Origin of the sequence: Actinomadura sp. NPDC048394 (assembly GCF_040651755.1) — a bacterium.
Taxonomy (GTDB): Bacteria; Actinomycetota; Actinomycetes; order Streptosporangiales; family Streptosporangiaceae; genus Spirillospora; species Spirillospora montaniterrae.
Map to the genome: position 1 here is coordinate 51,198 of NZ_JBEZJL010000017.1, position 24,872 is coordinate 76,069.

The 24,872-nt window shown below is 71.6% G+C and carries 17 protein-coding genes; 9 read left to right on the forward strand and 8 right to left on the reverse strand.

The features are described from left to right. Positions 1–137: 137 nt before the first annotated feature. The gene (locus AB0C78_RS14245; RefSeq protein WP_360746886.1) at positions 138–3,584 is read right to left on the reverse strand and encodes a CDP-glycerol glycerophosphotransferase family protein; all 3,447 of its coding nucleotides are present in this window, start codon (positions 3,582–3,584) and stop codon (positions 138–140) included. A gap of 205 nt (positions 3,585–3,789) precedes the next feature. Continuing rightward, a complete protein-coding gene (locus AB0C78_RS14250; protein ID WP_360746889.1) occupies positions 3,790–4,701 on the reverse strand; it encodes a LysR substrate-binding domain-containing protein in 912 nt (303 codons plus the stop codon). Between the two features lie 143 nt (positions 4,702–4,844). Here AB0C78_RS14250 and AB0C78_RS14255 point away from each other — a divergent pair, with 143 nt between their 5' ends. The 6 genes from AB0C78_RS14255 to AB0C78_RS14280 all read left to right on the forward strand — a co-directional run bounded on the left by AB0C78_RS14255 (position 4,845) and on the right by AB0C78_RS14280 (position 9,353). Further along, the gene (locus AB0C78_RS14255) at positions 4,845–5,426 is read left to right on the forward strand and encodes a SigE family RNA polymerase sigma factor (RefSeq protein ID WP_360746892.1); all 582 of its coding nucleotides are present in this window, start codon (positions 4,845–4,847) and stop codon (positions 5,424–5,426) included. After that, on the forward strand, positions 5,423–6,514 hold the full coding sequence (locus AB0C78_RS14260) for a hypothetical protein (RefSeq protein WP_360746895.1): 1,092 nt from the start codon (positions 5,423–5,425) through the stop codon (positions 6,512–6,514). Before AB0C78_RS14255 ends, AB0C78_RS14260 begins: the two co-directional genes overlap by 4 nt. Positions 6,515–6,563: 49 nt before the next feature. Further along, positions 6,564–7,169 (forward strand): TetR/AcrR family transcriptional regulator, encoded by a 606-nt coding sequence (locus AB0C78_RS14265; protein WP_360746898.1) that lies wholly within the window; start codon positions 6,564–6,566, stop codon positions 7,167–7,169. 136 nt (positions 7,170–7,305) lie between these two features. Beyond that, positions 7,306–7,794 carry an SRPBCC family protein gene (locus AB0C78_RS14270; protein WP_360746901.1) on the forward strand — a complete coding sequence of 163 codons (489 nt, stop codon included), beginning with the start codon at positions 7,306–7,308 and terminating at the stop codon, positions 7,792–7,794. A gap of 337 nt (positions 7,795–8,131) precedes the next feature. Beyond that, positions 8,132–8,686 (forward strand): peroxiredoxin, encoded by a 555-nt coding sequence (locus AB0C78_RS14275; RefSeq protein ID WP_151545925.1) that lies wholly within the window; start codon positions 8,132–8,134, stop codon positions 8,684–8,686. Positions 8,687–8,810: 124 nt separating this feature from the next. Continuing rightward, on the forward strand, positions 8,811–9,353 hold the full coding sequence (locus AB0C78_RS14280) for a carboxymuconolactone decarboxylase family protein (protein WP_151545002.1): 543 nt from the start codon (positions 8,811–8,813) through the stop codon (positions 9,351–9,353). Positions 9,354–10,139: 786 nt separating this feature from the next. Here AB0C78_RS14280 and guaA read toward each other — a convergent pair. Further along, a complete protein-coding gene (gene guaA / locus AB0C78_RS14285) occupies positions 10,140–11,708 on the reverse strand; it encodes a glutamine-hydrolyzing GMP synthase (RefSeq protein WP_360746904.1) in 1,569 nt (522 codons plus the stop codon). Positions 11,709–11,936: 228 nt separating this feature from the next. Between guaA and AB0C78_RS14290 the strand changes: the two genes are divergently transcribed. Then, positions 11,937–12,914 carry a zinc metalloprotease gene (locus AB0C78_RS14290; RefSeq protein ID WP_360746907.1) on the forward strand — a complete coding sequence of 326 codons (978 nt, stop codon included), beginning with the start codon at positions 11,937–11,939 and terminating at the stop codon, positions 12,912–12,914. 744 nt (positions 12,915–13,658) lie between these two features. Here the strand turns inward: AB0C78_RS14290 and AB0C78_RS14295 are convergent. Beyond that, positions 13,659–14,393 (reverse strand): DNA alkylation repair protein, encoded by a 735-nt coding sequence (locus AB0C78_RS14295; RefSeq protein WP_360746910.1) that lies wholly within the window; start codon positions 14,391–14,393, stop codon positions 13,659–13,661. 246 nt (positions 14,394–14,639) lie between these two features. Here AB0C78_RS14295 and AB0C78_RS14300 point away from each other — a divergent pair, with 246 nt between their 5' ends. Beyond that, positions 14,640–15,551 (forward strand): zinc metalloprotease, encoded by a 912-nt coding sequence (locus AB0C78_RS14300; protein ID WP_360746912.1) that lies wholly within the window; start codon positions 14,640–14,642, stop codon positions 15,549–15,551. Positions 15,552–16,249: 698 nt separating this feature from the next. Here the strand turns inward: AB0C78_RS14300 and AB0C78_RS14305 are convergent. Continuing rightward, on the reverse strand, positions 16,250–18,007 hold the full coding sequence (locus AB0C78_RS14305; protein ID WP_360746914.1) for a GMC family oxidoreductase: 1,758 nt from the start codon (positions 18,005–18,007) through the stop codon (positions 16,250–16,252). Positions 18,008–18,009: 2 nt separating this feature from the next. Further along, positions 18,010–19,590, reverse strand: coding sequence for a succinic semialdehyde dehydrogenase (locus AB0C78_RS14310; protein WP_360746917.1), 1,581 nt, complete (start codon positions 19,588–19,590; stop codon positions 18,010–18,012). A 289-nt stretch (positions 19,591–19,879) separates the two neighbouring features. Here AB0C78_RS14310 and AB0C78_RS14315 point away from each other — a divergent pair, with 289 nt between their 5' ends. Beyond that, the gene (locus tag AB0C78_RS14315; RefSeq protein WP_360746920.1) at positions 19,880–20,860 is read left to right on the forward strand and encodes a TetR family transcriptional regulator; all 981 of its coding nucleotides are present in this window, start codon (positions 19,880–19,882) and stop codon (positions 20,858–20,860) included. Between the two features lie 823 nt (positions 20,861–21,683). Here the strand turns inward: AB0C78_RS14315 and glpD are convergent. Continuing rightward, complete coding sequence (glpD, locus tag AB0C78_RS14320; RefSeq protein ID WP_151545007.1) at positions 21,684–23,420, reverse strand: glycerol-3-phosphate dehydrogenase; 1,737 nt, start codon at positions 23,418–23,420, stop codon at positions 21,684–21,686. 97 nt (positions 23,421–23,517) lie between these two features. Beyond that, entirely contained in the window at positions 23,518–24,633 is a 1,116-nt protein-coding gene (locus tag AB0C78_RS14325) for a GuaB3 family IMP dehydrogenase-related protein (protein WP_360747064.1), read from the reverse strand. Between the last annotated feature and the right edge of the window lie 239 nt (positions 24,634–24,872).

The following is a 24,872-nucleotide window of genomic DNA, read 5'->3' on the forward strand; positions in this document are numbered from 1 at the left end:
AGTGACGGGCACGGTGGTGGTGACGGGCACGGTGGTGAGGAACGGTGGTGAGCGTGGTGGTGCGCGGGTGCCGCTCGGGACGGCGCCGCGGCGCGCCGGATCCGCGCGGCGCCGCTCGGGACGGCGCCGCGCGGACGTCAGAGCACGCGGTCGAGGACGCGGGCGGCGGCCCGGCCGTCGTCGTGCGGGCAGTACCGGGCGGCGAACGCCGCGCGCGCGCCGCGGTACCCGGACTCGATCGCCGCCGGCTCGGCGAGCGCCTCCACGACCTGCTTGGACGTGCGCAGCAGCGGCCCGGGCGCCTCGGCGTCGAAGTCGAAGTAGAAGCCGCGCACGTGGTCGCGGTAGCGCTCCAGGTCGTAGGTGTAGAACAGCATCGGCCGGCCGGTGACGGCGAAGTCGAACATCGCCGAGGAGTAGTCGGTGACGAGCACGTCGCTGATCAGGAACAGCTCGGAGATGTCGGGGTAGACCGACACGTCCATGACGCAGTCGCCGGGCCGCCACTTCGGCCGGTCCGTCACCAGGTAGTGGGTGCGGAGCAGCAGGACGTGGTCGCGGCCCAGGGCCTTGCGGAACCGCTCGACGTCGAGTTCGAGGCGGAACGCCCGCTTGCCGATGGCGAAGTGGAAGTCGTCCCGCCACGTCGGCGCGTACAGCACGACCCGCTTGCCGTCGGGGATGCCGAGGCGCCGCCGTACCGCCGTCGCTATCTCGTCGCGGTGCGGGCTGCACAGGATGTCGTTGCGCGGGTAGCCGCTCTCCAGGATCTCGCCCTGGTAGCCGAACGCGCGCCGGAACAGCGGCACGGAGAACGCGTTCTGCGAGAGCAGCACGTCCCACTGCGGGACGTCGTGCTGCATCCAGTCCATGCCTTCGGTCCGCTTGTAGGGCATCTTCTTGACGTCGTAGCCGAGCTTCTTCAGCGGCGTACCGTGCCAGCACTGCACGTACGTCTGGTCCTCGCGCTTGGTGAACCACTCCTGCTGCGACCAGTTACCGAACACGAAGCGCGCCCTTGCGAGCGCCTCGTAGTGCTCGCGGGAACCGGCCAGGACAGTACGCGCACCGGCGGGCTTGCCGAACTGGCCGTTCTCCGTGACCCACACGCAGTCGATGTCCAGTTCCCTACGGCGGAGCTCGTCGTAGATGCCGCGCGGGTTGCAGGCGTACTGGCGTCCCTTGTACGCGTCGAACACGGCCAGGTCCCGCACGGGCAGGTTCAGGTGCCGCCTGTAGTGCCCGGACCGGATCCTCGCCTGCGCGTAGGGGCCGCGCTCGTCGTCGTCGAGGGCCGTCTGGATGAGGAGTTGGAGCTGGTCGGTCTTGTAGACGCGGACGTCGACGCGGTGCAGGCCCGTCTCGGTCGGCTCCGGCAGGTTCCGCAGGGCGTGCCGGCGGACGACCACCGGCCGCTCCGTCTCGCCGAGCGGCGCGAACACGTCCCAGCGGCCGGACACCAGCGGCCGCGACAGCCCCAGCACCGGCATCCGCTCCGGCGCGAACTTCGCGGTGAACCGGTCGCTCTCCCAGCGCAGCGCGACGGTGTGCTCCTCGCAGGAACGGCGCCGCCGCAGAACCAGCGCCTCCGGACGGCTCGCCGGGTCGACGCAGGTCCCCGATAGTCGCAGCAGCCCGTCGGGCGACCACGACACCCGGTCCACCGCGGGTGCGCTGCCGCGCGCGACGACCCGGACCTGGCTGCGCCGCGTCCGCGCGACCTCCAGCTCCCCGCAGGGCGCCGGGTAGACCGCGCCCGCCGCGTCCTCCTCCAGGTACGGGCGGACGCCGCCGGGCAGGGTGATCTCCCAGTCGCCGAGATGCCGCGCCAGCGCGCCGACCGGCAGCTTCGCGCGGAACCCGTACCAGCCGTCCGCCGCGCCCTCGGCGGGCTCGACCAGGCCCACCACGGTGGCGCGCCCCGCCTTCGGCACCGCGGTGACCCGCGCGTCCGCGTCAAGCGGCGTGCGGCTCCAGCCGTCCAGCCACAGCTCGTCGCCCTCGACGTGCGACCCGGCCACCGTCGCCTCGGTCCGGCGCACCTGCACGACGAACCGGCGCTTGGCCGCGACGCCCTGCACCATCACGCCCGGCGCGCACTCCCGGTCGTCCGGCCACTGCCGGGCGCTCAGCCGCGGATTGGCGAACGTCCGGCGCCGCCGCAGCCCCCGGTTGACGATCTCCACGCACGGGATCCAGTCGACGTCCCGCCAGCGGCCGAAGATCCGCAGCGCGGCCGGGTCGATCTCCGCGACGAACCCCGACCAGTCGTAGGACACCACGGACTGCTTCGTTCGCGCCGTCACGTCCGGCCGCCGCACCCGCCGGATCGGCACCCGCATCAGCCCGCGCCGGTTGGACGCGAGCAGCCACAGCCGGATCCGGGAGCCGTCCTCGCTGGAGGAGTCCAGGTGCCGGATGTAGGCGTGCCCTTCGAGCCGCAGCCGCCCGCCGACCCAGGTCGCCCGGTCGATCGCCGCCGCCGGCTTCAGCTCGTCGGTCACGTCGTACACGTGCAGCGGGACGCCGCACTCCTCGTCCTCGAAGAACGGGTACTCGGCGTACCAGCGGTGCCGCAGCCCGCGCCGCACCCGCGCGGTGTCGTTGTGCTTGCCGAGCTGGACGAACCGGAGCACGTCCATCAGCTCGGGAAGCTTCTTGCGGCACAGCAGGTGCAGCTGCAGCCGCGTCATGGAGGGGAGCTTCTTGATGACGCGCGGGTTCACGCCGTCCGCGAGGGCCGCGCCCATGGCGACGAGCTCCTCGCGGTTCTCGTCGTCGGTCCTGGGGAGGGCGTCGAGGACGACGCGCAACTCGATGTCGATGAGCACGTGCTCGTCGTACGTGGCGACGAGCTGCGGCGCGTAGGACGCCAGCCCTTCCCGCACCACGCGCGCGGAACGCAGGCGCTGGCAGAGGTTGTCCCAGTCGTAGCGGTCCTCGGTGATGGATCCCGGCCGCTTGCGCCAGTAGTAGACGGTGTCGCTCAGCACGTCCACGGACTCGGCCAGCGCGTGCGCGCGCGCCGTCACCGGCGGGTCCTCATAGAAGCCAGGGGGAAATTCCAGTTCCGCACGATCCCAGAACGAGCGCCGGTACACCTTGTTCCACGGCGTACGGTCGCGGATCAGCAGCCCATGCGACGACACATGCGTCCTCGTGCGGGTCTCGGTGAAAACACCGCTGTGCAACACCGACTGCCACGTCCGGTCGACGTCCATCCGCTCGACGTTCCCGGACGCCATGTCCGACCCGGTGCGCTCCAGCGAGCCGACCATCCTGCTGTAGGCGTCCCGTTCCACCACGTCGTCGGCGTCGGCGAACGCCAGGTACTCCCCCTTCGCCAGCCGCACCCCCGCGTTCCGGGACGGGCCCGGCCCCTCGTTGTCGCGCGTCAGCAGCCGGAACCGCGGATCGCGGTCGCACATCTCCTTGGCGATCACCGCTCCGTTGTCGTCCGACCCGTCGTCCACCATGATCACTTCGAGGTCGCGCAACGACTGCCCGGCGATCGACTCCAGGCACGCGCGCAGATACTCCTCGGTGTTGTGGAACGGGACGACGACGCTGAGCTTCGGGGACATGCGGCCTCCTAGGGACGGGGGGCCGAACCCCCGCACCCCCCGGTTCGCTTCGCTCATGCCAGTAGGTCGGTTGGACGGGAGCCGCCGCCGAGCGAGAGCGGAAACCCCGCCACACCGAGCATGGTGACACGAAGTGATCACACGAACGCGGATCGCTATTGCCAGGCCGTCCCCTGACGCAGACTTGACCCGCCCTGCCGTCCCTTTACCGCGTCCTGACCCGGCATTCCGGGCCGAGCTCCGCGATCGCCGCGCGGACGCCCGCCGCCAGGGCCTCGAACTCCTCCGCCCGCGGCGACGTCGACCGGAACCCCAGCCCGATCCGCCGGAACGGCGCCGGGTCCGCGAACCGGTGCAGCGCCAGGTTCGGCGCCCGCCGCGTCTCCACCGGCAGCGCCGTCTCCGGGACCAGCGTCACGCCGAGCCCGCCCGACACCAGCTGGACGAGCGTCGCCAGGCTCGTCGCGTACGTCGCCGACGGCGCCCGCGCGCCCACCTCCCGGCACACGTCCAGCGCCTGGTCGCGCAGGCAGTGCCCCTCGTTCAGCAGGATCACGTCCAGCTCGTTCAGCGCGTCGCGGGGCACGCCCTCGGCGTCCAGGTCGAACGACGCTGGGGTGACCAGCACGAAGTCCTCGTCGTAGAGGGGCAGCTCGGTGACGCCCTGGACGGGTGCGGGCAGCGCGAGCAGCACCACGTCGAGCCGCCCGGCCATCAGCTCCGCGACGATGTGGTCGGTCTGCTCCTCGTGCACCGACAGCTCGAGGTCGGGGAACTCTTTGGCGAGCCGCGGCAGCACCACCGGCAGCAGGTAGGGCGCGACCGTCGGGATCACCCCGACGCGCAGCGGCCCGACCAGCGGCCCGCGCACCGCCCTGACCTCCTCGACCAGCCGGTCCAGCTCCGCCAGCACGATCTCGGCGCGCCGCGCGACCCGCTCGCCGGCCGGTGTCAGCAGCACCCGCCGGGTCGTCCGCTCGACGAGGCGGGTGTCGAGGCTCTCCTCCAGCGCGGCCACGGAGCCCGACAGCGCGGGCTGGCTCATCCGCAGCGCGGCGGCCGCGTCCCGGAAGTGCAGATGCTCGGCCAGCGCGAGGAACGCCCGGAGCTGCGACACCGTCGGCCTGCTGATAACCGTCTCCTATCAACCCATCATCGATTGATGACCGCGGCCTCACGATACCCGGCGGGCGCAGGAGCCCCGGACCATCACTTCCGCCGCACCGGGCAACGGACGGGCGGCCCGTGAGTGTAAGAGACGTGGAAACCGACATAGTGGCGAACATGCGCCACCCCCGCCGCACGGCCGGCGCCGTCCCCGAGGCGGACGCCCCCGAGGCGGACCATCGCGCCGCGGGCACCGCCGCCCTGGTGGCCCTGTTCCGCGAGCACCAGCTCGGCCTGGCCCGCACCGCCCTGATGATCGTCGGGGACAGGGCCACCGCCGAGGACGTCGTGCAGGACGCCTTCATCGACCTGTACCGCAGGATCGACCGTCTCACCGACCACGACCGGATGCTGCCGTACGCCCGCGCCGCCGTGGTCAACAAGTGCCGCACCGTGCTGCGCCGGCGCAAGCTGGCGTTCCGGGCGGGACGCACGCACGAGCCGCCGGTGTGGTCCGCCGAGTCGGCGGCCATGCTCGGCGAGGAGCGGCGCGAGGTCTTCCTCGCGCTGCGGCGCCTGCCGCCGCGCCGCCGCGAGGCGCTGGTGCTCCGCTACTACCTGGACCTGGACGAGCGCGAGATCGCCGAGATCATGGGCATCGGCGTCGGCACGGTCCGGTCCACCGTCTCGCGGGCGCTCGCGGCGCTCGCCGACCTGCTCGGGGAGGAAGCATGACCAGGACCGAGGAGCGGCTCCGCGACGCGTTCGGCGCGGCCGCCGAGAGCATCCCGGACGGCTCGCTCGCACCGCTCACCGTCCCGGCCCGGCGGCGGCGCCGGCCCTGGACCGCGCCCGTCGCCGTCGCGGCCGGGCTGGCCGCCGTCGTCGTCGGCGGCGCGGCGCTGGGCGGCGTGATCCCGCGCACCGTGCACGGCGGCGCCGCCGCGGGCGGGGACGGGCCCCGCTACGTCGTGGCGATCCGCGACGGGAGCGCGGTCGTCGAGAACGCCACCGGTCAGGAACTCACGAAGGCGGCGGCACTGAGCGGCCGCTACGAGGCGGTCGCCGCGACGGGCGACGGGCGGACCTTCTTCCTCGCCGGTAAGGCCGGCGGCGACGACACCTACGCCTTCTACCGGCTCACCCTCGCCGCCAACGGCACCCCGTCGGCGCCGCAACCGGTCCCCGGCGGGACCGTCCGGCTCGACACGGGATTCGGCAAGCCCGAGAACCTCGCCGCCAGCCCCGACGGCACCCGGCTCGCCGTCGTCGGCACCGCCGGCGGACGCCCCGAGGCCGTCGTCGTCGACGTCCGCACCGGCGGCCACCGGACCTGGACCGCCCCCGCCGCCGGGACCGTCACCAGCGCCACCTGGGCGCCCGACGACCGCACCCTCGGCTTCATCCAGACCCCCGCGAGCCCGTCCGGGCAGGCGGTGCTGCGGCTGCTCGACACCCGCCGGCCCGGCGCCGACCTGCTGTCCTCCCGCGTGCTGCGTCCCGCCGAGATCACCGGGACGCGGGTGAACGGGCTGATCAACGTCTTCGTCCTCAACCCCGACGGGCGGACCGCGACGGCCCAGATCCAGGGCGCCAAGCACGGCCGGGACGACGACGCCTCCTACGTCCTCGCGACGCTGTCGGCGGCGGACGGGCGGCCCACCGGACGGGCCGTCCCGCTGCCGGGCGACTCCTTCTTCGTCAAGGCCGACGGCTCCGGCGAGCACTTCCTGCAGCTCGTCGACGGCCGCCCCGGACGCGTCGACGGCGGCGCCTTCACCTGGCTGAGCCGTGCCGCCGACTACGACGACCTCGCCTGGTGACCCGTCCCGCCCGCCGCCGGTGACACGGCCGCTGTGGTATCAAGCCCGGGTGTCCGACGATCCCGCCCGGCGCCCGGGCTATCACCACGGCTCGCTGCGCGCCGCGCTGACCGCGACCGCCCTCGACCTGCTGGACGAGGGCGGCGTGGCGCACGTCTCGGTGCGCGAGGCGGCGCGGCGGGCCGGCGTCTCCGCGGGCGCCCCGTTCCGGCACTTCGCCGACCGGGACGCCCTGCTCACGGCCGTCGCGGGACGCATCCTGGAGGACTTCGGCGAGTGGCAGCGCGCGGCGCTCGCGGACGCCCGCCCGGACCGTCCGGCCATGTGGACATTCGGGCACGCCTTCGTCCGGTACGCCGCGCGGCACCCGCACCGGTTCGAGCTGCTGCGCACCACCGTCTACACCGCGGACCCGGCGCCGGAGATCCGCGAGGGGATGCGGGCGATCGAGCGGCAGGTGACCGATCTCATCGCGGCCGGGCAGAACGCCGGCACGCTGCGCGCGGGCGACCCGCAGCTGGTGATCCTCGCGGCGCATGCCCTGGTCTACGGGCTGTCCCAGATGGTCGTCGACGGCTTCCTGCCCGCCGAGCACGCCGGTGAGCTGGCCGAACAGGTCCTCGACACGTTCGGGAAGGGCATCGGCCAAGCCTGATCCCGGCCGGGCCGCCCGGCCGGGCCGCCCGGCCACCCGGGCGCCCGGCCTTCCGGCCGCCCGCGGCGGGGCGTTGACGGTGCCGCGCGGCGCTGATGTAATCGGCGATTACATTCGCCGGACACCAGGGGCCCCCATGCCGTTCGAGCAGCCCATCGCCACGGGCCGGATCACCGTGAACGCCTCCCCCGCCGCGGTCTACCGGATCGTCAGCGACCCGCCCGTCATGATCACCTTCGCGGAGGAGGCGTACCGCGCCCGCTGGCTCGGCCGTCCCGCCCGGGCCGCCGTCGGCGCCCGCTTCCGCGGCTACAACCGCAAGGGCCGCCGCCGCTGGTTCACCAACTGCACCGTCATCGCCGCCCGCGAGAACGAGCGGTTCGCCTACGACGTCGACGCCCCGCTCGGGCTGCCGATCTCCCGCTGGCAGTACGACATCGCGCCCACGGAGGACGGCCAGGGCTGCACCGTCACCGAGACGAACTGGCTGCGCGTCCCGCTGTGGCTCATCCCGTTCGCCATCGCGCTGACCGGCACCATCGACCGCCCCGCGCACAACACGCGCAACATCGCCACCACCCTCGGCCGCCTCAAGGCGCACCTCGAAGCCGCCCCCGCATCCTGACCGCGGTTCGGGCCCCCGACAGACCAGGACGATCCGGAGATCCTCTACACTCCTCCACTACGGAGCGTGTCGGGCATTCGAGGCACAGATGTGATCTCCATCAACCTGCGGCCCTCATCGCCACCCTCCGAGAGGGCCTTTGTGCCGGTCCGAGGGGGTTCGCCGAGATCCAATAGGAAGCTCCTATCAATCCGTTGCGATAGATCGATTTCTCTTTCACCTGCCGGTACGGCACGCTGAGTGACATCAGCCGCCGGACGGCACCCTCGCCGCCGCGGCCTTCCCACGCCTCTCCCGCGCGAGAGGCGCGCCTTTTCTCGTGACAAAAGGAGCATGCGTGCTTACTGTCGGTGACCAGTTCCCGGAGTATGAGCTGACCGCCTGCGTCTCGCTGGACCCGGACAACGCCTTCGAGACGATCAACCACAAGTCCTACGAGGGCAAGTGGCGCGTCGTGTTCTTCTGGCCCAAGGACTTCACCTTCGTCTGTCCGACCGAGATCGCCGAGTTCGGCCGCCTCAACGAGGACTTCGCCGACCGCGACGCCCAGGTGCTCGGCGCGTCCGTCGACAACGAGTTCGTCCACTTCGCCTGGCGCAAGGACCACCCGGACCTGCGCGAGATCCCGTTCCCGATGCTGTCGGACCTCAAGCGCGAGCTGTGCGAGGCCCTCGGCATCCTCACCGAGGACGGCGTCGCTCAGCGGGCGACCTTCATCGTCGACCCGAACAACGAGATCCAGTTCTCCATGGTGACCGCGGGCTCCGTCGGCCGCAACGTCAAGGAGGTCCTGCGGGTCCTCGACGCCCTGCAGAGCGACGAGCTGTGCCCCTGCAACTGGAACAAGGGCGAGGACACCCTCGACGCCGCCAAGCTGATGGCCGGCGCCTGATCCACCGCCTCACCCCGCCGGCCGGCCCGCCACGGCGCCTCCGACGCGCCGCGGCGGCCCGCCCCGGTCCCGACGGCCGGTCGCACCCGCGCGGCCGGCCGTCCGCACGAAAGGACTCAAGATCATGAGCGTTGACGCGCTGAAGGGCGCCCTCCCGGGCTACGCCAAGGACACCAAGCTCAACCTCGGCTCGCTGACCTCCACCTCGCAGCTCTCCGAGCAGCAGCTGTGGGGCACCGTGCTGGCCTGCGCCCTCGCCACCCGGAGCGCCACCGTCATCCGCGAGCTCGCCGAGGACGCCGGCGACTACCTGTCCGCCGAGGCCTTCGAGGCCGCCAAGGGCGCCGCGTCGATCATGGCGATGAACAACGTGTACTACCGCGCCACGCACCTGATCGGCGACGAGACGTACGCGACCCTGCCCGCCAAGCTCCGCATGTCGATCATCGGCAAGCCCGGCGTGGACAAGGTCGACTTCGAGCTCTGGTGCCTCGCCGTGTCCGCCATCAACGGCTGCGGCCGGTGCCTGGAGTCGCACGAGAAGGTCGTCCGCGAGGCCGGCCTGTCGCGCGAGCTCGTCCAGGAGGCCCTGCGGATCGCCGCCGTCGTGAACGCGACCGCCGCGACCCTCGACGCCGAAGCCGCCCTGGCCCCCGCCACGGTCTGACCCCCTGCCCAAAACATGAGGCCCGGATGCACCCGCATCCGGGCCTCACGCTTCCCCACACGAGCCCAACCAACCGCCCCACAGCCCGCACTCTGCTACCGCCAAACGCGCAGGCCGCACAACCGCCCCCAGAGGCACTACCACCACCCCCAGAACGCACAGCCACTCGCCCCTATCACGCAAGCGGCACAACCGCCCGCACACGCACTGCCGCCCCGGACACAGAAGGCGCACCCACCCGCAAGCCACACAGAGCCGACCGCACAGGCGAGTCTTTCCACCGGGTGCGCAGCCGCCGGCACCGGCCGCCGCTCAGAGGGCCGACGCTCCCGCCCCACGCAACGCCGACGACCGTTCCCTCCGCGCCTCACGCGACCACAACACTGCGCCACGAGGCCACACAGTCACGGCGCCCCGCGGGCACGCCATCACGCTGGCACAGCACCCCTGCGCACGCGCCACGAAGTCACACGCCACGAGCCCACACCGTCACGCCACCACGCCAAGCACGCGAGCACGCCACCCCGCGAGTACACCGTCATGCGAGTACACCGCCACGCGAGTGCACCGTCACGCGAGCACACCGTCACGGCGCCGCAGCATCACGCTCCCACGCGCCAGCAACGCCAGACCGTCACAGCATCAAAGGCCACGCCGCCACGCCGCCACGCCGCCACGCCGCCACGCCGCCACAGCATCACGGGGCCTCAGCGTCACGTTGTCAAGCAGTCACGAGGAAGAGGCCACGGGACCACAGAGTCACAGGGCGCTGGGAGGCGCACGGGGTCACTCCCACTCGATGGTGCCCGGCGGCTTGGACGTGATGTCCACGGCGACGCGGTTGACCTCGCGGACCTCGTTGGTGATCCGCGTCGAGATCTTCTGCAGCAGGTCGTACGGGAGCTTCGCCCAGTCGGCCGTCATCGCGTCCTCGCTGGTCACGGGGCGCAGCACGATCGGGTGGCCGTACGTCCGGCTGTCACCCTGGACGCCCACGGACCGGACGTCGGCGAGGAGCACCACCGGGAACTGCCAGATGTCGCGGTCCAGTCCCGCGCGGGTCAGCTCCTCGCGGGCGATCGCGTCCGCGTCGCGCAGGATGTCCAGCCGGTCGCGGGTCACCGCGCCGATGATCCGGATGCCGAGGCCGGGGCCGGGGAACGGCTGCCGCCAGACGATCTCCGACGGCAGGCCGAGCTGCTCGCCGAGCGCCCGCACCTCGTCCTTGAACAGCGTCCGCAGCGGCTCCACCAGCTTGAACTGCAGGTCCTCCGGCAGCCCGCCGACGTTGTGGTGCGACTTGATGTTCGCCGCGCCGGTGCCGCCGCCGGACTCCACGACGTCCGGGTAGAGCGTGCCCTGGACGAGGAACTCGACGGGTTCCGCAGCGTCCTCGCCGACGATCTCCCGCGCGGCCTCCTCGAACACCCGGATGAACTCGCGGCCGATGATCTTCCGCTTCTCCTCCGGGTCGCTCACCCCGTCCAGGGCGGCGAGGAAGCGGTCCTGCGCGTCCACGACGTGCAGGTTCACCCCGGTGGCCGCGACGAAGTCCTTCTCGACCTGCTCCGGCTCGCCCTTGCGCAGCAGGCCGTGGTCGACGAACACGCAGGTCAGCTGGTCACCGATGGCGCGCTGGACGAGCGCCGCGGCCACCGCCGAGTCGACGCCGCCGGACAGCGCGCAGATCGCCCGCTTGCCACCGACCCGCTCCCGGACCGCCTCGATCGACTCGTCGGCGATGTTCACCATCGTCCAGCTAGGCCGGCAGCCCGCGCCCTCGTAGAGGAACCGCCGCAAGATCTCCATGCCGTTCTCGGTGTGGAGCACCTCCGGGTGGAACTGCACGCCGAAGAAGCCGCGCGCCCGGTCCTCCATGCCGGCGACCGGCGTCACGTCCGTGCTCGCCGTGACCGTGAACCCGGCGGGCGCCTCCCGGACGAAGTCACGGTGCGACATCCACACCGCCTGCTCGTTCGGCAGCCCGGCGAACAGCATCCCCGGCGAGGTCACGGCGACCGTCGCGCCGCCGTACTCGGCGACGTCGGAGTTCTCCACCGTCCCGCCGAGCGCCTGCGCCATCACCTGGTGGCCGTAGCAGATCCCGAGCGTCGGCACGCCCAGCTCGAAAAGGCCGTCCGGCGCCGCCGGCGCGCCCTGCTCGTACACCGACGCCGGCCCGCCCGACAGGATGATCGCCTTCGGCCGCTTGGCGAGCATCTCCGCCGCCGGCATGGTGGACGGCACGATCTCGCTGAACACATGGCACTCACGGACCCGCCGCGCGATCAGCTGCGCGTACTGCGCACCGAAGTCGACGACGAGAACGGTGTCAAAGGACTGGTCTACGGCCACCAACAACGCCTTTCGCACGGGCCTGGAAAGAACTCCAGTCTACGGGGCCGCATCCAGGGCCGATGCGCGCGCCCGGGTCACGCCGGTCACATTGGGCGACTGGCCGAAAACGGTCGGCATCCGTTTACCTTGATCACACGCGCAGCAGGACTTCTCTCTGATACGTCTTGATAACGCCCTGTGTCCAGTCGCTGTCCGTACGCATTCAGCGTCCTCCCTAGGAGTGTCGTGAAGCTGCTCGCCGCCGCCGCCCTCATCGCCGCCCTCGTCCCCGCCGTACCGACCGGTCCGGCCGGCGCGAGCGCCACGGCCGGGCGAGCACACCCCGACGCGCCGCAGGCCGCCGCCCCGAACTCCTGCGCCGCACCGTCGAACGCCCGGCTCCGGCGGCCCGACGCGCACGTGCGGGAGCGCAACGCCCTCACTCCTTCGGAGTCCGCGAACGTCGAGCAGCGCCTCGGCCGGGCTCTGAAGAACCTCGGCCTCGGCGCCATGGACCGGCCGGACGACCAGTCCACCCCGACCGACCTGCGCGCCGCCGGCAAGATCAGCGTCCCGGTGTACTTCCACGTGCTGCACGACGGCTCCACCGGCAACGTCCCCACCTCCGTGGTCAAGCGGCAGATCAGCGTGCTGAACGCGTCCTACGGCGGCCGTTACGGCGGCGCCAACACCCGCGTGACCTTCCACCTGAAGCAGATCAGCCGCACCGACAAGGCATCCTGGTTCAACGAGCCGGAGCGCTACGAGGGCACCTACAAGCCGAAGCTCCGCAAGGGCGGCAAGGGCACGCTGAACCTCTACAGCGCCCGCATCGGCGGCGACCTGCTCGGCTGGTCCACCTTCCCGTGGAAGTACAAGTCCGAGCCCAAGATGGACGGCGTCACCATCCACTACGGCAGCATGCCGGGCGGCCCCATCGACAACTTCAACCGCGGCTTCAGCGCCACCCACGAGGTCGGCCACTGGCTCGGGCTCTACCACACGTTCCAGGACGGCTGCGGCGGCAAGGGCGACCGGGTCTCCGACACCCCGGCCGAGCGCGACCCCACCAACGGCTGCCCGTCCGGCAAGGACACCTGCCCCGCGCCCGGCAACGACCCCGTCCACAACTTCATGGACTACAGCTACGACACCTGCATGACCTCCTTCACCGCCGGCCAGGGCGCCCGCATGCACAAAGTCTGGGCCGCCTACCGCCGCTAACCCCACCCCAGCACCGAACCCACCACGCAAGCGCACCCCAAGCCCCGCCACGCAACAAACCACCCACACAACGCCACCCACGCCCACAAAGCATCAGCAATCAGCCGCCCTGCAGCGCAGGCCCGATAGCCCATCAAGCACAGCCGCTAAGCACGCAGACAGGACAGCCCTCCCAGCTCAGACCCGCAAGACAGCCACCCAACAGCACGGCCGTCTAACACGCCCTCACAGCGCCGCAGCGCCGCGCCTCGTCGAAGGGCAAAGCGCGACCGCGGCAACCCTGCCCACTAGCGCGCGGTGGAGCACCACCCCCACGGCCGACTCCGGCGGTGCGGGGCCGCAAGGCAGCCCAGCACCGCCAACGAGCAACACCCACGCAGCAGCAACACGAACGCGCAAACAGCACGACACCCTCCACACACCCCCACCCAGCGACTCCCGCCGCACAGCCCCGCACAGTGTGTCGTGCTGCATGGGCGTGCTCCTCGGTCGGACTGCCGGAGGATGCTTGAACTGGAGTCGTGTTGCCTGGCTGGGCTGTGCGCCTGGGCTGCACCAGGTGCTGAACCGCTGGGCTGGCACATGGTTGGGCGGCGTGTTCATCTCGCAGGCCGTGCTGCTTGGGGACCACTTTGCAGGGGCTGTGCCGCGGGAGTCGTACACGTGGGGGGAAGGCGAACAGCCACGTCGGACGGACATTACGGGCGCAGGCGAGCGCGCAGGGCGGTGCGGCTAGGCGAGGAATCAGCGGGTTTTGTAAGCGGTGAGCAGCCGGTCGGCGTCGGGGGTCGGCAGGCGGCGGACGGCCTCGCGGAACGTGACGCCGGAGACGTCGGCCATGTGCCGCTCCACCCATGCCGTCACCCATGCGGGATCCTTCTTCGACAGCTCTCGTAGCACCCACCCCAATGCTTTCCGTATGAAGAACTCCTTCTCGTCTATGAGGACGTCTCCGTACCTCGTGAGCCGGTCCAAGTCGGGGGTTCCAGTGCGGACGCCAGGCAGCAGCGCCAGGAGCGACGTGCGCCGGATCCACATGTAGGGATCGCGGACCCACGCGTCCAGCACCGCCGCCAGTTCCGGGTAGCGGACGATCAAGCGGCCGACGACTTTCTCGGCGAGATGGTCGACCTGCGCCCAGCTCTCCGAGTCGCGAATGAGGCGCTCGGCCACGGCCAGGTCGCCGGGTTCGAGCAGCTCGACTCGCTTGGCCAGCACTTCCACGGCCGCCATGCGGGCCTCGTGGACAGGACGACCGTCGTCCGTCGCCGTCCACAGCGCGTCCACGAGCCCGAGCAGCTCGTCTCGCGCGGGCCGCACCCTGACCGCCGAGAGAGCGATCTTCCGCAGCGCCGGGACGGGCACTCCGATGTGCGCGAGGTCGCTCTTCAGGTAGCGCTTCTCGCTGTCGGCTCGCACCGGATCGGCCTGGGCGCGCAGCTCGCCCAAGATCCGCTCGGCCTCGTTCCCGGCGTCCATGTGATGACGCTACGCCGCCCGTCCGACATTCCGGTGCGCACGCCGGCGGCTCGACGATCCGGCGGCCACGTTATCCCGCCGGTCTGACATTCCGGCGCTCGCGCTACGGCGCCGCATTCAGCATTTTCCGTCCCTATTCGTCCAGGTTTGCCAAAGACGCGTCCCTTGTCGGCAATCACCCTGGTTCCAGCGATGACTCCGCTCCCCGCGCGCCCCCCACCGGGCGCGCCGCCCCCAAGGAGTTCCATGAAACGCGCTGGAATCGCCACCGCCATCGGGATGCTCGCCGCGTTCACTGCGTACGCGCCCGCGGCCGCCCCCGCCCTGTCCGCTCCCGTCCCGGGTGCGAAGTGCAGTTCTGAGACGGCCGCCGCGCAGGCTCGCGTCCGTGCCGGCTCCCAGGCCACCGAACGGCACCAGCCCGGCGCCGCCAAGGTCGCGGCGATGGAGAAGGACTTCCACAACCGTCTCGGGCAGCTCGCCGCGTCCGGCCACCTCAAGGCAGCCGCCGCCTCGATGACCGTACGAGTGCACTTCCAGGTCATCACCAGCGGAAGCACGGGCTCGCTATCCGACGCGACGCTCAACAAGCAGCTCAGCGTCCTCAACGCCGCCTACGCGTCGAGCGGCGTCGCCTTCACCCTCGCCTCCATCAAACGGACGAACAACGCGGCATGGTTCTCCGACCCCGAGGGCAACGAGACGGCCATGAAGAACGCTCTGCACACCGGCAACGCCCAGGACCTCAACCTCTACACCGCAGACCTGGGCGACAGCCTCCTCGGCTGGGCCACATTCCCCAGCGACTACCGATCCAAGCCCAAGATGGACGGCGTCGTCATCCACTACCAGAGCGTCCCCGGCGGATCGCTCACCAACTACAACGAGGGCGACACGGCGACCCATGAGGTCGGCCACTGGATGGGCCTGTACCACACGTTCCAGGGCGGCTGCAGCGGCCAGGGCGACCGGGTGTCCGACACCCCCGCCGAGCAGAGCCCCGCCTCGGGGTGCCCCACAGGCCGTGACACCTGCTCCTCGTCCGGACTGGACCCGATCCACAACTTCATGGACTACAGCTACGACTCCTGCATGTACGAGTTTACGCCGGGCCAGACCCAGCGCATGCGCGACCAATGGGCCGCCTACCGCGCCTGACCCAGCCCGTCCCGGCGCCGGAGACCCACCCCCTCCGGCGCCGGGCCCGCCCCTTGCGCAACGTCAGACGCGTACTAAGGGCAAGCCCCAGCGCCATCCCTTCCAGTCCGCCTGCAGCCCAAGCGCGTCGCCAGAAACGACTTCGCCAGACGACACAGGTGGCGGCCTCACCCTCGCCTTAGGGACGACTGAGCGAAGGTGCGAACTCCCTCTCACGGGGGGTTCGGCGCGACAGCTTTGCCTACCGCCGTGATGACGGCTCTAGCCAATGACCCACAAGCGGGTGAGCACCACAGCCCCGCGCCGCCCGGCCTCTGCAGCCCGGCCCCCACACCACGGCCGCCCCAACCCCCCAGAGACACCACGGCCTCCCACATCCCGGTCACTGCAGCCCGATTTCCGCAGTCTGGTCTCCAGCACTGCGGCGCCAGCACCGCGACGCTCGTCGCCGACGCTCATCGCCGCCGCACTCAGCGTCGCTCCGCACGCGCCCGCGACCCGGGGCGCGGCTTGGGGGACATTCGGTCTGGGCGGACGCCGGGCAGCGCCTCCTGGCCACGTCGGGCGGAGTTATCCACAGAATGACGTTCTACTTCCCCGGCCGTGAGCGCTGCGTGAGCATGGGACGCGGTGGGCCTGCCAGGACAAGCCGGCCGCGTCCCGGTTCGAAGGCGGGGACGAACCGGAACGTGAACCGGTCAGGTGATCTCAGCAATAGGAAGGTGGAGTGCCGCTGGAGCATCGATGGGGACGACGGGGTTCTTAGGAAGGACGGGGGTGATTCTTCGATAGGTGTCGCCCAGCTCGGGGCGGGTGTCGGCCTCGCCCCGGTTGGGCCAGAGGGACATCGCGCGTTCGGCCTGCGCGGTGATCGTGAGGGACGGGTTGACGCCGAGGTTGGCGGAGACCGCCGAGCCGTCCACGATGTGCAGGCCGAGGTGCCCGTACACCCGGTGGTAAGCGTCGATGACGCCGGATTCGGCGGAGTCGCCGATGGCGCAGCCACCGAGGAAGTGCGCGGTCATCGGGATGTCGAACAGATCGCCCCAGGTGCCGCCGGCGATCCCGCCGATCTCCTCGCCGATCAGCCGGGTCGCCTGGTGCCCCTCGGGGATCCAGGTGGGGTTCGGCTCCCCGTGCCCCGCGGACGCGCGGACGTCCCAGCCGAACGGGCCCTTCTTCGGGCGGAGTGTGATCGAGTTGTCCCGGGACTGCATGACCAGCGCGATCACCGTCCGCTCCGACCAGTGCCGCACGTCGAAGAGCTGAATCAGGTCACGGGGGCGGCGCACCGCCTCGCGCGCGAACTTCAGGATCCGGGGGGTGTGTCGCTCGCCGGGCCGGTCCCCGTCGATCAGCAGGGTCTGCAGCCCGGCGAGGAGGTTGGACCCGCGGCCGTAGCGGACGGGCTCGATGTGGGTCTCGGGAGTCGGATGGAAGGAGGAGGTGATCGCCACGCCCTTGGAGAAGTCCGGGCCGGGCGTGCCGTTGCCGCGGCCGCCGCCGAGGATGGCCTCGGAGTTGGTACGGGTCAGCACGCCGAGCCGCTCGGACAGGCGCGGGAGCAGCCCGGTGCTCTTGAGCTTGTGCAGCAGCTTCTGCGTGCCGTAGGTGCCGGCCGCGAACACCACCTGCTCGGCGGTGAGCGTCTTGCGGTTGCGCCCGAACGACCCGGTCCGCACGATCTCGACGGCGTAGCCGCCTGCCGGCAGCGGCTTCACCGAGGTCACGCGGCTGAGCGGCATCACCCGGGCACCGGCCTTCTCGGCGAGGTACAGGTAGTTCTCGGTGAGCATGTTCTTCGCGCCGTGGCGGCAGCCCACCATGCACTCGCCGCATTCCATGCAGCCGCGGCGGCGGGGGCCCACGCCGCCGAAGAACGGGTCGCCGCTCTCGATGCCCGCACCACGACCGAAGTAGACCCCCACCGGGGTCTTGACGAAGGTGCCGCCCGCGCCCATCCGGTCGGCGACCTTCTTCATGACCTTGTCCGCCTCGGTCGTGGTCGGATTCTCCACGACGCCCAGCATCCGCTTGGCCTGGTCGTAGTAGGGGGCGAGCTCGTCCTGCCAGTCGGTGATGTGCGCCCACTGCCGGTCCCGGAAGAACGGCTCGGGCGGGACGTACAGGGTGTTGGCGTAGTTGAGCGATCCGCCGCCGACGCCCGCGCCGGCCATGACCAGGACCCGGCTGGACTTCGCACCGCGGATCAGGTGCAGCCGCTGCATCCCGGTGAGGCCGAGCGCGGGCGCCCACAGGTAGCGGGAGACGCGCCAGTTCGTCTTCGGCAGTGCGGGGTACCGGGCGCCGGGTGCCGCGGAGGGGTCCGTGTCGAAGCGGCGACCCGCCTCGATCACGCCGACCTTGTACCCCTTCTCGGTCAGCCGCAGCGCCGAGACACTGCCGCCGAACCCTGACCCGACGACGAGCACGTCGAAGTCGTGCTTCACGGCCATCCTTACTTGATCCGCAGCTTCTTCATCAGCTTGATGCCGGTGGCCATGACGTCGGCGAACTTGTCGTAGCCGATGGAGCCGGGCGGCTCGAGGTCCATGATGTGCTGGCTCGCGACGGTCTGCACCTCGGTGAACTTCAGCATGCCCTCGGCGCCGTGGCGGCGGCCCACGCCGGACTGCTTCATCCCGCCCATCGGCGAGTCGTAGGAGGCGTAGGCGGCGCCGTACCCGTCGTTGATGTTGACGGTGCCCGCCTGGATCCTGGCGGCGAGCCGGCGGGCCCGCGCGGGGTTCTTCGTCCACACCGAGGCGTTCAGCCCGTAGGCGGTGTCGTTGGCGCGGGCGACGACCTCGTCCTCGTCCCGGTACTTGTAGATCGCGACGACCGGGCCGAACGTCTCGCTGGCGCACAGGTCCATGTCGCCGTTGACGTCGGCGAGGAGCGTCGGCTCGTAGAACAGCGGGCCGACGTCGGGGCGGGCCTTGCCGCCGGCGAGGACGGTCGCGCCCTCCTTGACGGCCTGGTCGACGTGCCGCGTCACCGCGTCGAGCTGGCGCTGGTAGGTCAGCGAGCCCATCTCGGCCTCGAAGTCGAGGCCGGTGCCGAGCTTCATGCCCTTGACCAGCTCGACGAGGCGCGGGACGAAGCGGTCGTAGATGTCCTCGTGGACGTACATCCGCTCGATCGAGATGCACAGCTGACCGGCGTTGGTGAAGCACGCGCGGATGGCGCCGCGCGCGGTCCGCTCGACGTCGGCGTCCGCCATCACGATCATCGGGTTCTTGCCGCCGAGCTCCAGCGAGTACGACACCAGCCGAGGGGCGACGCGCTCGGCGATCGCCTTGCCGCCGCGGGTGGAGCCGGTGAACGACACGTAGTCGGCGTTGTCGATCAGCGGGTCGCCGATCTCGCCCGGGTCGCCGACGACGATCTGCCACACGTCGCGCGGCAGCCCCAGCGCGACCAGCAGGTCCAGCACCCACAGGCTGGACAGGCACGTCTGGGTGTCGGGCTTGTGGATCACCGCGTTGCCCGCCATGATCGCGGGCGCGATGTCGCTGGCGCCGAGCGCGAACGGGTAGTTCCACGGAGAGATCAGCGCGACGACACCCTTGGGGTGCCGCAGCTCCTGCACGCGGGTGAGCCCCGGCATCATGCCCTGCCTGCGGCGCGGCTTCAGCAGCTTCGCGGCGCGGCGGGCGTAGTAGAGCGAGCAGAGCGCCACGTCGAGGAATTCCTCCATCGCGTGGCGGCGGGCCTTGCCGGTCTCGAGCTGGATGATGTCCAGGATCTCTTCTCGCCGGTCGACCAGCGCGTCCGACAGCCGCAGGAACGGCTTGACGCGCTCGCTCACCGGCAGCGCGGCCCACGCGCGCTGCGCCTCACGGGCCCGCTCGTAGGCGGCCTGGACCTCGTCGGCCCCGGTGACCGGGACCGTCGCGAGCGGCTCGCCCGTGAACGGGCTGGGGATCGTCACCGTCTCGACGCCGCCCGAAGCGACATGGGAGGCCAGCCGGTCGATCAGGGACTGCGGGAGCTTGTGCTCTGCCTCGCCTTTGGCAGGGACCGTCGGGGATGCCATGCAGGCAGGGTATGACCCCCCGGCCATTTTTGGCTACCCGCAGGTAACAGGGCACTTGCCGTGAAATGCCCCACCTTCCTTGGGTTTCTCCGTCCGGCAGTGACAACCGTCCACCGAACGGACCGTTCCAAGCCCGGCGGAGTTGCGCAACTCCGGGACTGACCGCGTCCGACCGGTGTATTCCGAGAACAGGAGGAGAATCCGGCGCCCATCCCGCCGCTCCAGGACGTCCGCTGCCGCGCGTCAGGAGCGCCGTGGACGCGCGCCATGGCAGCGGAGGGAACAGCACATGAACGACGCCCACGGCGACCTACGGCCCGAGGGTGACCCGACGGACGCGAGCGACCCCCGCTCCCCGCGCCCGCCCAGCGGCGGCAGCACGACCCCGTCCGCACCCCCCACAGAGACCACCGCCGGCACGGCCACGCTCCCGGACGGCCCCGCCGGCGGAGGAGCGCTCGCCACGACGACCCGCCCCGGCGAGCTCGGCAACGGTACGTCCCCGCGCACCACCGTCCCCGCCGCCAGGGCGGGCGAGCCGGAGAACGGAAGGCCGCCGGGCATGCCCGGCGGAACACCGCCTCCCGGCTTCGGCGGCGGTTCCGTGGCCACCGAACCGCGAACACTCCAGCGAGACGCCGACCAGGACCGGCAGCCCGCCCGCGGGACCGGGCGAGCGCGCCACCTGAACGCGCGGCAGGAGCGCCGGGAGCAGACACGGACCGCCCTGTTGTCGGCCGCGGAACGCCTATGGGCGGAGCGCGGCATCCACGGTGCGTCGCTCGACGACATCGCCGCCGCGGCAGGGCTCACCAAGGGAGCGGTGTACTCCAACTTCGCCGGCAAGACGGATCTGCTGCTGGCCCTGCTCGAACGCTTCACCAGCGACCGGCTCGGCACCGACGTCTGCGACGAGTTGCGGTCCGCCGACCAGTCACGCGACGACGCCGAGCGCACGGGCCGCAACGCCTCGCGCGATGGCTCCGACGACCCCGCCCGCAGGCTAGCGCTCCTGCTGGTCGAGTTCTGGCTGTACGGCATGCGGGACTACGCGGCGGGCTGGCGGATCGCCGACTGGTACGCCGAGCGCCGCGCCCACCTGGCGAGCGAGTTGCGCGACGTGGACGGCATCGCCCCGTCCGAACGCGCGGCTCTGGCGATGGCCCTGGACTTCGGCCTGGCTTTCCAACACCTGCTCGACCCCGACCGCGTCCCCGCCGACCTCTATTCGACCGGCATCGACCTAATGCTGGGCCGAGCAGCCAGCTAGGCCCCCATCCACCCCGGTGCGGCCGGGCGGGCTGGCCCGCTCACCCAGCCCGCCCGACCACCGCCCAGCCCGACCGACCGCGCAGCCAGCGCGGTCGGTCCAAGCCGGGCAGCGCTCCCCATGCACACCAATCAGCCCCGCCAGCCCCGCCAGCCAGGGCAGCTGCCCCTGGGCGCGGACGGCCACCCGGCCAGCCAACTCGGTCGGTCAACCGTCCGGTCAGCGCGTCATCCGCGTCCTGGTAGCGCCGCGGCCCGGGTAGCGCCGCGGCCCGGGTAGCGCCGCGGCCCGGGTAGCTCAGTCGCGTGGACGGGCGGCACAGGCGGGCGGCGGTGCCCAGCCAGCGCGGACGGACAGCGCGGACGGACAGCGCGGACGGACAGCGCGGACGGACAGCGCGGACGGACAGCGCGGACGGACAGCGCGGACGGACAGCGCGGACGGACGGCGGGCCTCTCGGCTTGTCTTTCGTTGCGGTGCTGGGGCGGGCGGATTTTGCGTTCTCGATGTCCAGCAGCGGGTGCGCTGGCGGGGCAGGCGTGCGGATTGTCAGCCCGCCTGACTTGGGCTGGGCGGGCGGGCCGGCAAACGGCCGGTTGTGCTCAGTCAGCGGTATCGGTTGGCGCGGTCGGCCAACGTGGTGGACAGGCGTCCCGTCTGGGGCCTTTGGTTGGTGGCCTTTGTGGGTGCGGCGGGCGAGGAGTTGGCACTCCGAGGGCCTGTGGGCGCGGGCGGTGGCGGGTGACGGCGAAGGGGCGGCCGCTGGGGCACTGCAAGCGGGTGCGGTTGAGTTGCGGTCGTTTGCAGTGCCCGGGCGGGGCTGTCAGATGGCCGTGGGGACGATGTCGGGGGCGCCTCGGCGGCTGGCGTCGGCTTCCTGGTCGTCGTCCTGGGTCTGGGAGGCGCGTTCGGCTTCGACGCGCTTCCGGTAGTACTCGATCTCGCGGTCGCGCTGCTTCTTCGACCAGCCGAGGACCGGGGCGAGGAGGTCGGCGGCCTCCTGGGCGACGCCCACGCCGCGGTCCCACGTCTCGATCGAGATGCGGGTGCGGCGGGCGAGGACGTCGTTGATGTGCCGGGCGCCCTCGTGGCTGGCGGCGTAGACGACCTCGGCGCGCAGGTAGTCGTCCGCGCCGGTCAGCGGCTTGCCGAGGTCGGGCTTGTCGGAGATGAGTTCGAGGAGGTCGTCGGTGAGGGTGCCGTAGCGGCGCAGGAGGTGCTCGACACGGGCGACGTGCACGCCGGAGCGGGCGGCGAGACGGTGGCGGGCGTTCCACATGGCCTGGAAGCCGTCGCCGCCGACGAGCGGGACGCGGTCGGTGCAGGACTCGGGGATCTTGCCGTCGAGGCCGTGGGCGACGGCGTCGATCGCGTCCTTGGCCATGACGCGGTACGTCGTGTACTTGCCGCCCGCGACCAGGACGAGGCCGGGGACGGGGTGGGCGACGACGTGCTCGCGGGACAGCTTCGACGTCTCGTCGGTCTCGCCGGTGAGCAGCGGCCGCAGGCCCGCGTAGACGCCCTCGACGTCGTCGTGGGTGAGCGGGGTGTTCAGGACGGCGTTGACGTGGTCGAGGACGTACTCGATGTCGGCCTTGGACGCGGCGGGGTGAGCCTTGTCGAGGTCCCAGGCGGTGTCGGTGGTGCCGATGATCCAGTGCCGTCCCCATGGGATGACGAACAGCACGGACTTCTCGGTGCGCAGGATGATCCCGGTCGAGGAGTGGATGCGGTCCTTCGGGACGACGAGGTGGATGCCCTTGGACGCCTTCACGTGGATCTGGCCGCGTCCGCCGACGAGCTCCTGGATGTCGTCGGTCCAGACGCCGGTGGCGTTGACGACCTGCTTCGCGCGGACCTCGCTGGTGGTGTTGCCCTCCAGGTCGCGGATGCGCAGCCCGGTGACGCGCTCGCCCTCGCGCAGGAAGCCGAGGACCTGGGTGCGGGACGCGATCTGCGCGCCGTACTCGGCGGCGGTCCGCAGCACGGTCATGACGTAGCGGGCGTCGTCGACCTGCGCGTCCCAGTACTGGATGGCGCCGGTGAAGGCGTCCTTGCGCAGGGACGGCGCGAGCCGCAGCGCGCCGCGGCGCGTCAGGTGCCGGTGATGCGGGACGCCGCGCGACATGCCCATCTGCAGCGACAGCAGGTCGTAGAGCGCGACGCCGGCACCGAAGTACGCGCGTTCCCACACGTGGTGGGTGGTCGGCAGCAGGAACGGGACGGGACGCACCAGGTGCGGCGCGATCTGTTGCAGCAGCAGGCTGCGTTCGGTGAGCGCCTCGCGGACCAGGTCGAAGTTGTACTGCTCCAGGTAGCGCAGCCCGCCGTGGATCAGCTTGGACGACCGGGACGACGTCCCGGACGCGAAGTCGCGCGCCTCGACGACCGCGACGGTGAGGCCGCGGGTCGCCGCGTCCAGTGCCGCACCGGCCCCGACGATCCCGCCGCCCACGACCACGACGTCGAATTCCTCGCGGCCCATCCGGTCGAGCGCGGCGGCCCGTTCGGCCGGGCCGAGCCGTGAGCTGCCGAGGCCGGTCACAGGTGATCCCGTCATCGCGATTCCCCCCAGATCGGTTCGTTTACGAGCAGTACCTACCCAACAGTAGGGACGGGTCCACCCTCGAGACGCCCGATTCGGCGTGGGGTCGCTCTCAGTCGGTGGACCGGCGCGGCGCCACCACGACCTGTACCCGCTGGAACTCCTTCAACTCCGTGTAACCCGACGTCGCCATCGCGCGGCGCAGCGCCCCGATCAGGTTCATGGAGCCGTCCGCGACGTGCGAGGGGCCGTGCAGGATCTGCTCGAGCGAGCCGATCGTGCCGAGGTGCAGGCGGGTGCCGCGCGGCACGTCCCCGTGGTGGGCCTCGCTGCCCCAGTGGTAGCCGCGGCCGGGCGCCTCGCTGGACCGGGCGAACGGAGAGCCGACCATGACGGCGTCGGACCCGCAGGCGAACGCCTTGGCGATGTCGCCGCTGTTGGTCATGCCGCCGTCGGCGATGACGTGCACGTACCGTCCGCCGGACTCGTCCATGTAGTCGCGGCGGGCGGCGGCGACGTCCGCGACCGCGGTGGCCATCGGGACGGCGACGCCGAGGACGGTCCGGGTGGTGTGCCCGGAGCCGCCGCCGAACCCGACGAGGACTCCGGCGGCGCCGGTGCGCATCAGGTGCAGCGCCGCGGTGTAGGTGGAGCAGCCGCCGACGATGACGGGGACGTCGAGGTCGTAGATGAACTGCTTGAGGTTCAGCGGTTCGGCGCGCCCTGACACGTGCTCGGCGGACACGGTGGTGCCGCGGATGACGAACAGGTCGACGCCCGCGTCGATGACGGCCTTGTGGAACTGCGCGGTGCGCTGCGGGGACAGCCGCGCGGCGACGGTGACGCCGGCGTCGCGGATCTCCTGGATCCGGCGGCCGATCAGCTCCTCCTGGATCGGCGCCGTGTAGATCTCCTGGAGCCGCTGCGTGGCGCGGGCGTCGTCCAGCTCGGTGATCTCGGCGAGCAGCGGCTCGGGGTCCTCGTAGCGGGTCCACAGGCCTTCGAGGTCGAGCACGGCGAGGCCGTCCATCCGGCCCATCGCGATCGCGACGGCGGGGCTGACCACGCTGTCCATCGGCGCGACGACCAGCGGCATCTCGAACCGGTAGGCGTCGATCTGCCAGGCGACGCTGACCTCCTCGGGGTCGCGCGTGCGGCGCGACGGGACGATGCCGATGTCGTCGAAGGCGTACGCCCGCCGGCCGCTCTTGCCCCGGCCGATCTCCACCTCAGCAGCCACTGCGCCCTTCCTCCACCTCGCGGACAAGCGTGGTGTTCCCGCCGTCGGCGGGAACAAGCCCCGCAAGAGCTTACGGCAGCCCGCGCCCCACCCCGCGACCAGGACGGATCCGCCCCCGGACGCGCGGTGCCGGACGCGCGGTGCCGGACGCGCGGTGCCGGACGCGCGGTGCCGGACGCGCGGTGCCGGACGCGCGGTGCCGGACGCGCGGTGCCGGACGCGCGGTA